At 68.1% G+C, this 13,566-nt stretch carries 15 protein-coding genes; 11 read left to right on the top strand and 4 right to left on the bottom strand.

Going from position 1 to position 13,566, the window contains the following annotated elements; genetic code table 11:
* Positions 1-12 precede the first annotated feature (12 nt).
* Genes murA through OPU70_RS03450 form a run of 4 tightly spaced genes read left to right on the top strand, consistent with a single transcriptional unit; the run spans position 13 to position 4,252 of the window.
* Positions 13-1,380 (top strand): UDP-N-acetylglucosamine 1-carboxyvinyltransferase, encoded by a 1,368-nt coding sequence (murA, locus tag OPU70_RS03465; protein WP_042541704.1) that lies wholly within the window; start codon positions 13-15, stop codon positions 1,378-1,380.
* A 5-nt stretch (positions 1,381-1,385) separates the two neighbouring features.
* Complete coding sequence (locus OPU70_RS03460; RefSeq protein WP_498557144.1) at positions 1,386-2,141, top strand: lysophospholipid acyltransferase family protein; 756 nt, start codon at positions 1,386-1,388, stop codon at positions 2,139-2,141.
* Positions 2,131-3,264, top strand: coding sequence for an NAD(P)H-dependent glycerol-3-phosphate dehydrogenase (locus tag OPU70_RS03455; protein ID WP_056376675.1), 1,134 nt, complete (start codon positions 2,131-2,133; stop codon positions 3,262-3,264). The genes OPU70_RS03460 and OPU70_RS03455 overlap by 11 nt, the downstream gene beginning before the upstream one ends.
* Positions 3,170-4,252 (top strand): D-alanine--D-alanine ligase family protein, encoded by a 1,083-nt coding sequence (locus OPU70_RS03450; protein WP_056376676.1) that lies wholly within the window; start codon positions 3,170-3,172, stop codon positions 4,250-4,252. Before OPU70_RS03455 ends, OPU70_RS03450 begins: the two co-directional genes overlap by 95 nt.
* 15 nt (positions 4,253-4,267) lie before the next feature.
* On the opposite strand, the gene OPU70_RS03445 is transcribed toward OPU70_RS03450, so the two are convergent.
* Positions 4,268-4,774, bottom strand: a complete 507-nt coding sequence (locus OPU70_RS03445) for a DUF3515 family protein (RefSeq protein ID WP_042541700.1) — start codon at positions 4,772-4,774, stop codon at positions 4,268-4,270.
* A gap of 23 nt (positions 4,775-4,797) precedes the next feature.
* Here OPU70_RS03445 and thiL point away from each other — a divergent pair, with 23 nt between their 5' ends.
* Positions 4,798-5,793: a thiamine-phosphate kinase gene (thiL, locus tag OPU70_RS03440; protein WP_498557143.1), complete on the top strand. Its 996-nt coding sequence runs from the start codon at positions 4,798-4,800 to the stop codon at positions 5,791-5,793.
* On the opposite strand, the gene rsmD is transcribed toward thiL, so the two are convergent.
* Positions 5,763-6,365 carry a 16S rRNA (guanine(966)-N(2))-methyltransferase RsmD gene (gene rsmD, locus OPU70_RS03435; RefSeq protein ID WP_042541698.1) on the bottom strand — a complete coding sequence of 201 codons (603 nt, stop codon included), beginning with the start codon at positions 6,363-6,365 and terminating at the stop codon, positions 5,763-5,765. The two genes, thiL and rsmD, sit on opposite strands and share 31 nt — an antisense overlap.
* A gap of 61 nt (positions 6,366-6,426) precedes the next feature.
* Here rsmD and OPU70_RS03430 point away from each other — a divergent pair, with 61 nt between their 5' ends.
* The 6 genes from OPU70_RS03430 (at position 6,427) to mutM (ending at position 11,539) form a co-directional block, all read left to right on the top strand.
* A complete protein-coding gene (locus OPU70_RS03430; RefSeq protein WP_498557142.1) occupies positions 6,427-8,601 on the top strand; it encodes an ATP-dependent DNA helicase RecG in 2,175 nt (724 codons plus the stop codon).
* A gap of 30 nt (positions 8,602-8,631) precedes the next feature.
* Positions 8,632-9,129 carry a pantetheine-phosphate adenylyltransferase gene (gene coaD / locus OPU70_RS03425; RefSeq protein WP_042541696.1) on the top strand — a complete coding sequence of 166 codons (498 nt, stop codon included), beginning with the start codon at positions 8,632-8,634 and terminating at the stop codon, positions 9,127-9,129.
* 83 nt (positions 9,130-9,212) lie between these two features.
* On the top strand, positions 9,213-9,761 hold the full coding sequence (locus OPU70_RS03420) for a YceD family protein (protein WP_367821341.1): 549 nt from the start codon (positions 9,213-9,215) through the stop codon (positions 9,759-9,761).
* A 2-nt stretch (positions 9,762-9,763) separates the two neighbouring features.
* Positions 9,764-9,973, top strand: a complete 210-nt coding sequence (rpmF, locus tag OPU70_RS03415) for a 50S ribosomal protein L32 (RefSeq protein WP_042541694.1) — start codon at positions 9,764-9,766, stop codon at positions 9,971-9,973.
* 17 nt (positions 9,974-9,990) lie between these two features.
* Positions 9,991-10,683, top strand: coding sequence for a ribonuclease III (rnc, locus tag OPU70_RS03410; protein ID WP_042541693.1), 693 nt, complete (start codon positions 9,991-9,993; stop codon positions 10,681-10,683).
* A complete protein-coding gene (gene mutM / locus OPU70_RS03405; RefSeq protein ID WP_498557141.1) occupies positions 10,676-11,539 on the top strand; it encodes a bifunctional DNA-formamidopyrimidine glycosylase/DNA-(apurinic or apyrimidinic site) lyase in 864 nt (287 codons plus the stop codon). The genes rnc and mutM overlap by 8 nt, the downstream gene beginning before the upstream one ends.
* A gap of 3 nt (positions 11,540-11,542) precedes the next feature.
* Here mutM and OPU70_RS03400 read toward each other — a convergent pair whose 3' ends face one another.
* Together OPU70_RS03400 and OPU70_RS03395 are read right to left on the bottom strand one after the other, a co-directional pair.
* Positions 11,543-12,865 carry an FtsX-like permease family protein gene (locus OPU70_RS03400; protein ID WP_498557140.1) on the bottom strand — a complete coding sequence of 441 codons (1,323 nt, stop codon included), beginning with the start codon at positions 12,863-12,865 and terminating at the stop codon, positions 11,543-11,545.
* Positions 12,862-13,560 carry an ABC transporter ATP-binding protein gene (locus OPU70_RS03395; protein ID WP_498557139.1) on the bottom strand — a complete coding sequence of 233 codons (699 nt, stop codon included), beginning with the start codon at positions 13,558-13,560 and terminating at the stop codon, positions 12,862-12,864. The genes OPU70_RS03400 and OPU70_RS03395 overlap by 4 nt, the downstream gene beginning before the upstream one ends.
* Positions 13,561-13,566: the final 6 nt, after the last annotated feature.

The raw sequence follows: 13,566 nt of genomic DNA, 5'->3' as shown, positions 1-13,566 counted from the left end.
GTGAGGCTCCGAATGACGACACCTGTGCGCGACGCTCTTCCGGACGGAGTCCCCCCACTCACCGGTGACGTCCTCGCCATTCGTGGAGGCCGCCCGCTGCGCGGCCGCGTCGACGTCAAGGGTGCGAAGAACCTCGCGACCAAGGCGATGGTCGCCTCGCTGCTCGGTGAGACCGTCAGCGTGCTGCGCGACGTCCCGGCCATCAGCGATGTCGCGGTGGTGCGCTCGCTGCTCGAGGTGCACGGTGTCCGGGTCTCCGACGGCGATGAGCCGGGTGCACTCGTCTTCGACCCGAGCGATGTCGAGTCGGCCCACTTCGAGGAGATCGACGCCCACGCCGGTGCCTCCCGCATTCCGATCCTGTTCTGCGGACCGCTCCTGCACCGTCTCGGTCAGGCATTCATCCCGGACCTCGGCGGATGCCGCATCGGCGACCGGCCGATCGACTTCCACCTCGACGCATTGCGCAAGTTCGGCGCCATCGTCGAGAAGCTGCCGAGCGGCATCCGTCTCTCCAGAGGCGGAGCCCGCCTGCACGGCGCCAACATTCACCTGCCGTACCCGAGCGTGGGTGCCACCGAGCAGGTGCTGCTGACTGCGGTCAGGGCCGAGGGGACGACCGAGCTGCGCAACGCCGCCATCGAGCCCGAGATCATGGATCTGATTGCCGTGCTGCAGAAGATGGGTGCGATCATCTCCTACGAGCCGAACCGCGTCATCCTCATCGAGGGCGTCGAGACGCTGCGCGGCTACGACCACCGGTCGATCTTCGACCGCAACGAGGCGGCCTCGTGGGCATCCGCGGCGCTGGCCACCGACGGCGAGATCTTCGTCGGCGGAGCCAAGCAGCAGGAGATGCTCACCTTCCTCAACATCTTCCGCAAGGCGGGCGGCTGGTTCGACATCCAGGAGGACGGCATCCTCTTCCGCCGCGAAGGCGAGCTCAAGCCCGTCGTCGTCGAGACCGACGTGCACCCCGGCTTCATGACCGACTGGCAGCAGCCGCTCGTCGTAGCGCTGACGCAGGCGAACGGCCGCTCGGTCGTGCACGAGACGGTCTACGAGAACCGTCTCGGCTTCACCGATGCACTCGTCAAGATGGGCGCCGACATCGTCGTGCACCCGCGCGGGCTGCAGGACGGGCCGCGGCGCGTGCCGCGTCGTGACCTCGAGCAGGCGGCCGTCATCACCGGGCCGACTCCGCTGCACGCCGCAGACATCGTCGTGCCCGACCTGCGCGGCGGGTACAGCCACGTGATCGCGGCGCTGACGGCCGAAGGCGAGTCGAAGGTGTCGGGAGTCGACATCCTCAGCCGTGGCTACGAGAAGTTCCTCGCCAAGCTCGATGCCGTGGGCGCCGACTTCGACGTCATCCGGTGAGCCCGATGGGTTCCCGATCGCGCGAGACGACGCGGCCCAGCGTGTTCTGGCCGCTCGCGGCGATCGCCGTGCCGTTGATCTCGCTGCTCGCGAAGATCCGCATCACCGGTGCCGAGAAGCTTCCTCGTGAGGGTGCCTATGTGCTGGCTCCCAACCACTACTCGGAGTTCGATCCGCTCATCGTGGCACTCGCGGTGTGGCGGATCGGACGCGCGCCCCGATTCATGGCGAAGGAGAGCCTGTTCAAGGTCCCTGTGCTCGGATGGATTCTGCGCCGCACCGGAATGATCCCGGTGGCTCGTTCGTCGTCGGCATCCGCCGCGAAGCAGACGCTGAAGCAGTCGGCCGAGCTGGTGGAACACGGACGCGGAGTGATCGTGTACCCCGAGGGGACTCTGACGCGTGACCCCGACATGTGGCCGATGCGCGGCAAGTCGGGCGCTGTGCGGCTGGCACTGACCGACGGCATCCCGCTGATCCCGATGGCCCAGTGGGGCACCCAGAACATCATGGGTCGTTACCAGAAGGGTCTGAGCCTGTGGCCACTGCGCAAGCGCGTGGACGTCATCATCGGCGACCCGGTCGACGTGTCCGACCTGCGCGGTCGCGCGGGCGAGTCTGCGGCGCTGAACGAGGCCACCGACCGGCTGATGAACGCGATCACGGCGTTGCTCGAAGAGCTGCGCGGTGAGAAGGCGCCGGCCGTGCGCTGGAACCCCGCCTCGCACGGACAGAAGGAGACGGGTCGCCTTGACTCCTAAGCGCAGCACGCCCGCGGGCCCCAGAGTCGCCGTGATCGGTGCAGGCAGCTGGGGCACCACATTCGGGAAGATCCTCGCGGACGGCGGTGCGCAGGTCACGATGTGGGCCCGCCGAGCCGAACTCGCGCACGAGATCGACGAGGCCAAGCGCAACTCGCGCTACCTGCCCGGCATCAACCTGCCGCGCACGATGGCGGCGACGCATGAGCTGGCGATCGCATTGCGTGATGTCGACCAGGTCTACCTCTCGGTGCCGAGCCAGTCGCTGCGCGAGAACCTCAAGGCGCTGCGACCGCTCCTGTCCGACAACGACGCGAAGATCGTCAGCCTCATGAAGGGCGTCGAACGCACCTCAGGGCTGCGGATGAGTCAGGTCATCGAGCAGGAGCTGCGGTGCGATCCCGATCGCATCGCTGTCGCCTCGGGGCCGAACCTCGCGCTCGAGATCGCCCGTGAGCAGCCGACGGCTGCCGTGATCTCCTCACGCAGTCAGGAGACGGCTGAAGAGGTCGCACGCGCCGCGCGCAACTCGTACTTCCGGACGTTCGTGAACACCGACGTGATCGGCACGGAGTTCGGGGGAGTGCTGAAGAACCTCATCGCGGTGGCGATCGGCATCGTCGACGGCGTCGGATACGGCGAGAACACGAAGGCGTCGATCATCACGCGCGGACTCGTCGAGATGACCGACTTCGCGGTAGCGAACGGCGCCCACCCCGAAACGCTCCAAGGGCTCGCGGGACTGGGAGACCTCATCGCGACGTGCCAGTCTCCACTGAGCCGCAACAACACGGCCGGGCGCCTGCTCGGCCAGGGATACAGCTTCCAGGACGTCGTCAAGCAGATGCAGCAGACAGCCGAGGGCCTCGCGTCCGTCGCGCCGGTGCTGCAGCTCGCCCGCGAGTCCGAAGTGCACATGCCCATCGTCGAGCAGGTGAAGATGGTGCTCGACGGCAAGATGAACCCGCGTGACATCGCACCCCACCTGACGACGGACGACGACACCCCGCAGGGTGAGAGGACCAACCATGGACAAGCAGACGGTGGTGGTGCTCTTCGGAGGGCGCTCCAGCGAGCATTCGATCAGTTCCGCAACGGCGGGCGGAGTCCTGGGCGCGATTGACCGCGACCGCTATGCGGTGATCCCGGTCGGAATCACTCGCGAGGGAGCCTTCGTCCTCGAGGACGACGACCCGTCGAAGTTCCCGCTGGATGCCGCACATCTGCCCGAGGTCGCCGACAACGGCACCAGGGTGCTGTGGCCCGAGCCCGGCGGCGACCGGACGCTCCGTGTCGTGCGTCAGGACGGGACTGTCGAGGGCTTCGGCGAGATCGACATCGTGCTCCCGATCCTGCACGGCACTCACGGCGAGGACGGGACGATCCAGGGCTACTTCGACACTCTCGAAGTGCCTTACGCCGGTGGTGGAGTTCTCGATTCTGCGCTCTGCATGGACAAGCACTTCATGAAGATCGCGCTGCGCGCGGCGGGCCTCTCGGTGGCACCGGGGATCACGGTCCGCTCGCGGGAGTGGGAGCGGGATGCCGCGTCGGTTCGCGCCTCCGCCGTCGATCTCGGGATGCCGCTGTTCGTCAAGCCGGCGCGCGCGGGTTCCAGCGTGGGCGTCTCGAAGGTCGAAAGGCCCGACGAGCTCGACGCCGCGCTGGCCATCGCCTTCGCGGAGGACGACAAGGTCCTCATCGAGAGCGGAGTGGTCGGTCGCGAGATCGAGGTCGCGGTTCTCGAGAGCGCCGACGGCGTACGCGCATCGCTGCCCGGCGAGATCGTGCTGACGTCCCGCGGCTTCTATGATTTCGAGGGCAAGTACCTCGGTGGCGACGGCGTCGACGTGGTGTGCCCCGCGCAGCTTGAGGATTCCGAGATCGCGGCCATCCAGGACGCCGCCATCCGAGCGTTCGAGGCTGTCGACGGCCGTGGCCTCGCCCGAGTCGACATGTTCCTCACTGCCGAGGGAGAGCTCGTCGTCAATGAGCTCAACACGATGCCCGGATTCACGCCGATCTCGATGTTCCCCAAGTGCTGGGTGGCATCCGGACTCAGCTACGGCGACCTGATCTCAGAGCTGATCGAGGCGGGCCTGCGCCGCTGATCGGGCGGCGTCCGCTCAGCCTTCGGCCGATCCTTCGTCAGGGGATTCCTCGGTGGGCACCCGGTCTGTGCACCGAGCCGTCGCCGGTTCGAGGCCGGACTGGATGCTCGTCGAGAGACTCTCGACCACCGTGCGGAAGTCGATCTCCTCGCCCCGGCGGATGATCACCTCGACGGCAGGGTCACGACCGTAGGTCACCAGACGCTGTCGTTCTTCCTCCTGGTCGAGCACGAGCCAGTCGACACTGCCGATCGTGGTGCAGACTTCGGTCGAGGGCGCCGGCGGTTCGACGCCGCAGCGCAACACGACCGTCGGGTCGCCCCAGGCGCCGGTGGCCTGGGCATCGGTCCAGACGCGGTCCAGATCGCCGACGGCATCCGGAAGCAGCACGGAGACCTCCGCGCACGCCGGATTGTTCGCATCGTCGGCCGGCTCCAGATGGATCGTGGTCGAGCATCCGGAGAGCGCTGCGACGAGGACCAGCGACCCCGCGATGACGGCGAGACGACGAGAGCGGGGCATGCATCCAGGCTACCTTTGACTGCATGCCCTCCCGACCTCGCGACGATGATCCGACCCTCGGCGACCTTTCGGAGGGGGAGATCCTGCGGGCCATCCTGGCGAGGACTGCGCGGGCCAGTCACACGATCATCGGACCCGGCGACGATGCGGCGGTGATCGCGGCTCCGTCTGGGTCCGTGGTCGCCACGACGGACACCCTCGTGCACGGTCCTGACTTCCGACTCGCGTGGTCGTCGGGCTATGACCTCGGGTGGAAGGCTGCGGCAGTCAACCTCGCCGACGTGGCCGCCATGGGTGCGCGCCCGACCGCGCTGCTCGTCGCGCTGGCTGTTCCGCGCGATCTGAGGCTCTCTTTCGTCGAACGCCTCGCTGACGGATTCCGTGAGGCGTGCGCGGCCCTGGCGCCGGGCTGCGCCGTGGTCGGTGGCGATCTCACCGTCTCGGATGTCCTCACCGTTGCGGTCACCGCTCTCGGCGATCTCGAGGGCCGGGCGCCGGTGACGCGCTCAGGTGCGCGGGTCGGTGATGTGGTCGCGGTGGCCGGAGAGCTCGGACACGCCGCCCACGGACTCTCCGTCCTCTTCGGCAGGTTCCGTGATGGTGACACACCGGTCGCCGTCGATCCATCCGCGCTCGGACGGGGTGAGAGCGCGGCGCTGGCCGCCCAGCTCCGTCCCTCGCCCCCGATCGGCCTCGGACCCTTCGCCGCCACAGCCGGAGCGACCGCGATGATGGACGTCTCGGATGGTCTCGCCCTCGATGCGCGACGGATGGCAGCGGCCTCGGCCGTCACGATCGCCCTCGACAGCGCGACGCTCGGAGACTCTCCGCAGCGTGCCCTCGCCGGTGGCGAGGATCATGCGCTGCTCGCCACCTTCCCTCCGGGGACGCTGCCGTCGGGGTTCCGCGTCATCGGGACTGTGACTCCGCAGGGCGAGCACGATCTGCTGGTCGACGACGCACCCGCAGACGTGAGCGGCTGGGACCCCTATCGCGACTGGGATTCGGCCTCGGGCTGAGGCGTCTCTGAGGCGAGTGCCGGCTCGGCCCACCAGAGAGCGGTGTCGCCGTATGCCTTCTCGCGGATCAGCTCCAGGCCGGCGGCCTGCAGATCAGGAGGCGTGGAGCGGCGCGCACGCTCGATGATCACGAGGGCGTCAGGGGCGAGACACGGTGCGAGCGCGATGAGATCCGCGGTCATCGCGTCGTCCTCGAGGTCGTAGGGCGGGTCCGAGAAGACGAGGTCGTACGGACCGGAGGCTCGCAGCAGGAACGACCGGACCGTGCTCTGGTGCACCGTCGCGCCGTTCGCGCCGGCCTTCGCGACGGTGGCGACGTTGCGACGTACGACGGCCGCAGCCTCTCGGCCGTGCTCGACGAGGTCGGCGCTTGCCGCGCCGCGGCTGAGCGTCTCCAATCCCAGTGCACCCGATCCGGCGTAGAGATCCAGCACTCGGGCTCCGGCGATCGCGTCGGCCGATTCCAGCGCTCCGAAGAGCGACTCCCGTACGCGGTCGCTGGTGGGTCGCGTCCCCGCGTGGGGAACGTCGAGCCGCGCGCCGCGTGCCTTTCCGGCGATGATCCTCGTCACCCGTTCACGATACGACAGCCGGGGCGCACGTCGTGTCCGTGCGGCCTCCTAGACTCGGATCATGTCGCTCACGCTGGATTCGTCGCTCGAGGAGGCGCTGGGCTCCACGCCGGCGAAGTCTCTCGATCGGGCGTTCGGCATGAAGACGGTCGGCGATCTCGTGTCGCACTATCCCCGGCGGTATGCCGACCCTGGCGAGCTCACCCCCATCCGTGAGCTTCCGCTCGGTGAGACCGTGACGATCGTCGCCGAGGTGCTGTCGTCGAGTGCCAGGGCGATGCGCAATCGACGGGGCGCGATGGTCGACGTCGTGATCGGCGACGGCATCGGCAAGATGTCCCTGACGTTCTTCGCGAAGAACCTCGGGGCTGCCAAGTGGCGCTCCGAGGATCTCGCGGTCGGTCGGCGAGGCGTCTTCTCGGGCAAGGTCGGCGAGTTCAACGGGATGACGCAGTTCGCGCACCCTGAGTACGAGCTCTTCGACGACGAGGATGCGGCCAGGCGGCGTGCGGACGCCCGCGCAGCCGTGCTGATCCCCATCTATCCCGCGACGTCGACGCTGCAGACCTGGCAGATCGCGAAATTCATCACTCGCGTGCTCGACGGCCTCGGTGACGTGCCCGAGCCTCTGTCGGCGGACGTCCGTCAGCGGGAGGAGCTGCTGACCGCGAGAGAGGCGCTCGAGCAGATCCATCGACCGAAGACCCGCAACGACATCGATCCTGCAGTCCGCACGCTGCGGATGCATGAGGCGCTCACGCTGCAGACCGCACTCCTGCAGCAGCGCAACGCGGTGCGATCGCTCTCGGCCACGGCGCGTGCGGCGAAGCCCGGAGGTCTGCTCGAGCGGTTCGACGCCTCGTTGCCCTACGATCTCACGCCCGATCAGCAGACCGTCGGCGAGCAGGTCGCGAAGGATCTCGTCGGCTCGTGGCCGATGAACCGCCTCGTGCAGGGAGAGGTCGGCTCGGGCAAGACGCTCGTCGCCCTGCGTGCGATGCTCCAGGTCGCCGAGTCCGGCGGCCAAGCCGCGCTGATCGCGCCGACCGAGGTCCTGGCGGGCCAGCACCTGCGGTCGATATCGAAGATGCTCGGGCCGGAGCTGGCTCCGCTCGTGATGCCCACACTCCTGACCGGGCAGATGCCGGCTGCGGCGCGGCGCAAGGCCGCCCTGCGCGTCGCCTCCGGGCAGGCCCTGATCGTCGTCGGCACCCACGCACTGCTCGGCGAGAAGACGACCTTCGCAGATCTCGGGCTCGTCGTGGTCGACGAGCAGCACCGGTTCGGCGTCGAACAGCGCGAGGCTCTCCGCGCCAAGGGCTCCAGCCCGCACGCCCTCGTCCTCACCGCCACGCCCATCCCTCGCACCGTGGCCATGACGGTCTTCGGAGATCTCGACACCTCGGTGATCCGCACGATGCCGAAGGGACGGGCGGGAATCGAGTCGTTCGTCGCCCCACTCGCCGAGCATCCCGGGTGGTTCAATCGCGTCTGGGAGCGCGCCGCCGAGGAGATCGCCCAGGGGCGCCAGGTCTTCGCAGTGTGCGCCGCGATCGACACCACCAAGAAGACGGCCGAGGCGGGTGAGCCCGCGCTCCTGCAACCCGAGGGCGCATCCGGTCCACGCTGGGGAGTGGTGCAGCTCGACGAGGCGCTGGCGACGCACCCGAAGCTCGGCGGTCTGCGCCGAGCGGTTCTCCACGGACGCATGCCGTCTGACGAGAAGGATGCGGTGATGCAGGCCTTCGCGCGGGGCGAGATCGACCTGCTTCTGGCCACGACCGTCATCGAGGTCGGGGTCGACGTGCCCAACGCCTCGACCATGATCGTCCTCGATGCCGATCGCTTCGGCGTCTCCCAGCTGCATCAGCTGAGAGGCCGGGTGGGTCGAGGCGGCGTTCCGGGGCTGTGTCTGCTCGTGACAGAAGCGGAAGCCGGCTCGGTGGCGCGCGAGCGAGTCGACGCGGTCGCAGCGACCCTCGACGGTTTCGCCCTCGCCGAGGTCGATCTCGAGCTGCGCGGTGAAGGAGACGTGCTCGGCGCAGCACAGGCGGGCGTGCGGTCGTCGTTGAAGCTGCTGCGCGTGGTCAAGGACTCCGGTCTGATCGTCAGAGCTCGCGAGCTCGCCGAGGTGATCCTCGCAGCCGACCCCGGTCTCGACGCGAACCCGGGGCTCAGATCCGCCATCGAGCGACGAGTGAGCGACGACGATCGCGCGGCCCTGGCGAAGAACTGACCCGAGCACGGCGTGCCCTAGGCTGGTGGCATGAGCAGCCGGATCGCCGTCGTCCCGGGTTCCTTCGACCCGCCGACCCTGGGCCACCTCGACGTCATCCGTCGGGCCGCCAAGCTGTACGACGAGCTGCATGTGCTCGTCGTGCACAACCCCGGCAAGGAGGCGATGCTGCCCATCGCGGCGCGGCTGTCGCTCATCGAGCAGTCCATCGCCGATGAGGGCATGGACGGCAACGTGATCGTGGGATCGTGGAGCATGGGCCTCCTGGTCGACTACGCGCGCGATGTAGGTGCCGGCGTGCTGGTCAAGGGGATCCGCTCCCAGATCGACGTCGCCTATGAATCGCCGATGGCGATCGTCAACAGGCACCTCGCAGACATCGAGACGGTCTTCCTGCTGCCCGACCCGGCGCACGCTCTCGTGTCCAGCTCCCTCGTGCGACAGGTGGCGGGGCTCGGGGGCGATGTGTCGCCTTTCGTCCCTCCTGCGGTCGCCGCATTCCTCGACACCGGGTCTCGCGGCATCTGACGTCGCGCTCCTGAGCGCCGCGCTCAGCCCGAAGCCAGCCTCCCACCGCATGTAGCCGGTACCATTGCTGGGTGCGTTCCCGAATGAGTGGTCCTTTCGTCCTCCCCGTCCGCGACATCGTCCGCAAGCCGGGAGAGATGCGCGAACACGAGTTCTCCGTGACCCTGAAGGATGCCTGGGGCGAGGGGATCGTGTCCTACGAGACAGGCTCCGAGCTCGACCTGGATGTCCGTCTCGAGTCGGTCCATGAGGGCATTCTGGTGTCGGGAATCGTCGACGCGGAGTACTCCGGCGTGTGCGGTCGCTGCCTCATCGACATCGTTCGGCCCGTCGAAGTCGAGTTCCAGGAGCTTTTCGCGTATCCTGGTGAGGAAGAAACTGACTTCGAGGTTCAAGACGACCACGTGGATCTTGAAACTCTAGTCAGGGATGCGGCCGTATTGGCGCTTCCATTTCAGCCGGTGTGTCAGCCGGATTGCCCCGGGCTCGACCCGGAGACGGGCGAGAGGCTGACAGCGAGCACCGACAAGGAGCAGGCGGCTCCCATCGATCCTCGGTGGAGCGTGCTCCAGAACATCACAGACCAAGACGGCACGGAAGAATCTCGTGCCGCCGAGAAAGAAGAGAGCTAGTCATGGCTGGTAACCCCCCGAAGCGCAAGGTATCCCGTTCGAACACCCGCTCGCGCCGCGCGCAGTGGAAGGCGGCGCCCATCGCTCTCGTCAAGACCGTCGAGAACGGCAAGACCGTCTACAGCCGCCCCCACCAGGCGAAGGTCGTCACCGACTCGCAGGGCACCGAGCTGTTCCTCGAGTACAAGGGCCGCAAGGTCGCCGACGTCTGAGTCGCGACTTCACTTCCGTGACTGAGGTCCCTGGGGGGACGAGACCACTCCCAGAGAAGCTCCGCGTCGATATAGACGCGGAGCTTCTGGAGTTGGCGCTCACCCATCGCTCATATGCGTATGAGCATGGTGGCATCCCTCACAACGAACGTCTCGAGTTCCTCGGCGACTCCATTCTCGGCCAAGCCGTCACCGTGATGCTCTTCACGACCCATCCAGGGCTCGATGAGGGCGAACTCGCCAAGCGGCGCGCCAGTGTCGTCTCGACGGTCGCCCTCGCGGAGGTGGCGAGAGGCATCGATCTGGGCAGCCACCTGCGGCTCGGTCGAGGCGAGGAGCAGACGGGCGGACGCGACAAGGATTCGATCCTCGCCGACACGATGGAAGCCGTCATCGGTGCGACCTACCTGTCGGCGGGTCCTGAGGCGGCCACTGAGCTCGTGCTCCGTCTGACCGCGCCGCTCCTCGCCGACCCCGAGCGCTATGGCGCCGCCATGGATCCGAAGACCAGTCTTCAGGAGCTGGCGGCGCGGGTCGGTGCCACCCCACCGCAGTATTCGGTGGAGGCGAGTGGTCCCGATCACGATCGTCGCTTCCTGGCGACCGTGAGCGTCGGCGATGTGGCGATGACCGGCAAGGGCAGCAGCAAGAAGACTGCAGAGATGGCGGCCGCGCTCAGTGCGTGGCGCTTCCTCAACGAGCGTGCCTGAGCTCCCCGAGGTCGAGGTGGTGCGAGCCGGTCTCGCTCCTGCCGCGGTCGGTTCGGTCATCACGGGGGTGAGCGTGTTCGATGAGCGCGCCCTGACACGTCATGCCGCGGGGGCATCGGACTTCGTGTCGCGCCTGGAAGGGCGCGTGTTCACCGCCGCCGAGCGTCGAGGCAAGTTCCTCTGGCTTCCGCTCGACGCGGAGGGTTCCGCTTTGATCGCGCACCTCGGGATGAGCGGGCAGATGCTGCTCCGCGCACCGGATGCCGAAGCGGAACGCCACGAGCGCATTCGCATCGGCATCGAGCACCCGCAGCACGGAGAGCTCGCCATCGTGTTCGCCGATCAGAGGACCTTCGGGTCGCTGGCGGTCGACAGCCTCGTGCCGGACGGGCCGACGATGATCCCCACCCAGGTCGTGCACATCGCGCGCGATCCCCTCGACCCTCTCTTCGACGACGGCATCCTGGTGCGCACGCTCCGAAAGCGGGGCAGCGCGGTCAAGCGCGTGCTGCTCGATCAGCAGGTGATCAGCGGGGTGGGCAACATCTACGCCGACGAGGCGCTCTGGGCGGCGCGCATCCACCCCGAGACTCTCGCGAGCGCGCTGTCGACACCCGCGATCGGTCGGCTCCTCGCTGAGATCCGCGTGGTGCTCGCGAAGGCGCTGGCCGAGGGAGGCACGAGCTTCGATTCCCAGTACGTCAACGTGAACGGCCACGCCGGCTACTTCGCGCACTCCCTCAACGCCTATGGTCGAGGCGGTCAGCCATGCCCCCGGTGCGGCACGCTGATCCGCCGACAGGCTTTCATGAACCGGTCGAGTCACTTCTGCCCGCGCTGCCAGCGCCGACGCTGAGGCTCATGCCGTCTCGAACGACCGGGCGAGCAGAGGCCGGGTCGCCCGCGTACTCGCCCACACGATGCCGATTCCCACCGCGAGCACGATGCCGATCGTCAGCAGCGACTCGGGAGCGGTGATCAGGGCGATCCCGAGCAGGGGGAACACGAGCACGGCCGCGCAGGTCGCCGATCCGATCGCGGTGACGAGCAGCGGTGACATGATCGCGCGGCGACGCGCGCTGTCGACGGTGTCGACAGGCATGCCGAGGTGGTGGAGACTTCGGTGCAGATCGCGCTGATCGAGCACGGAAGCGGCCTGATTCACCCCCACGGATGCCGCGACCATCACGAAGGAGGCGACCAGCGTGATGACGAGACCGGTGCGCATGTCCACGGCGAGTGCTGCATCGGCATCCGTCGCCTCTCCGCTGTTCATCACGTTCATCAGTGCGACGCCGGTCCCGGCGAAGACGGCCATGAAGCTCGCCATCGCGATCCCGCTCACCTGACGCCATGCGGCCTTGGGCGAGTCCAGCACCAGACGGGCGGCGAGCAGCCGGTCGGCCCGCTCGGCCCGGCGGAGCTGACGTGATGCGCTGACCTTGAGTACCCACGGCCCGATCACGTTGAGCACGGCGAGCGCCACCGCGAAAAGCGCTGCGAGAACGGTGATCGTCACTGCGAGCCCCGCGACGGACGGGAAGACCTTGACGAGGACGAAGACCAGAGCGAGCACCGAGATGCCGATGATCGCCCGGAACCAGTGCACGGTAGAGACCGTCGTCCGCATGCGCACCCCGAGCGGTGAGACGATCACGCGTCGGAGACCGAGCACGGCGCTGCCGGCCGCCACGAGAAGGACCCCGCCCACGACCGCCAGGATGCTGAGGGGAGACAGCATCACGGCGTCGGTGCCGAGAGCAGTTCCACGGAACGGGATGAGCCCGACCAGGGGAGCGGTCACGAGATGGACGACCGCTCCGGCGACGGCACCTGCGGCCGCCACGAGCACGGATTCGATCACGGTGGCCACGCTGACTCCCATCGGAGTCACGCCCAGAAGTCGCAGTGTCGAGAGTCGCTCGTCGCGACGGCGGGCCGAGAGGCGAGCAGCCGCCCCTCCGAGATTCGTCAGCGGTACGACGAGGAGGACGAGAGCGATCGCTGCCAGTGCCTGGTAGACCGGAGCGTAGTCGTCGGTCCAGGTCCAGAACGATTGTGCTCCGCCCACGACTGTCAGCACCAGAGCCGTGACGACTCCGAACGCGACCGCCGGAAGCGCCAGGACGGCGTTCTCACCCTTCGCGGGTCGGAGAAGGAGGGTCAGGACGCGGGCGTTCATGCCGTCACCGCCGGCGAGACGATCTGTCCGTCGCGAACCGCCACGACTCGCGAGCATCGAGCGGCGACGTCGGCGTCGTGGGTGACGACGAGGAGCGTCCGCCCCTGCCCGGTCGTCGACCAGAGCAGTGCGTTCATCACGTCCTGCGAGGTGTGCGAGTCGAGCGCTCCGGTCGGCTCGTCGGCGAAGACGAGATCCGCGCCGGTGGCCTGGGCCCGTGCGATGGCGACGCGCTGCGCCTGCCCGCCGGAGAGCTCGCCGATGCGGCGGTCCTCCATCCCGGCGAGCCCGAGCGCGGCGAGCCAGGACGCCGCGTGGGCCGTGGCATCCGCTCTCTTCACGCCGTTGATCATCGATGCGAGCGCCACGTTCTCGACGGCGGTGAGCTCAGGGATGAGGAGTCCCTGCTGGAAGACGAACCCGAAACGCTCCCTGCGCAGCCGGGAGCGAGCACCTTCCCCGAGCCCCGCGACCTGCACAGGCTCCCCGGTCGAGGGCTGGAAGAAGGTCACGGTGCCGGAGTCCGGCGTGACGATACCGGCGAGCACATGGAGGAGAGTGGTCTTGCCCGATCCGGAGGCGCCCATGATCGCCACCGACTCGCCGCGGTGGATCGTGAGATCCACCCCGGCGAGTGCGCGGGTGGTGCCGTAGGACTTGGTCAGGGAGCGTGCGTCGAGGACGGAGTCGTTCATGCCTCC

It is taken from the genome of Microbacterium sp. SWDP-B6 (assembly GCF_059803615.1).
Note: the sequence above shows the minus strand (reverse complement) of the source record. Positions and strands in the feature narration are given on the sequence as shown.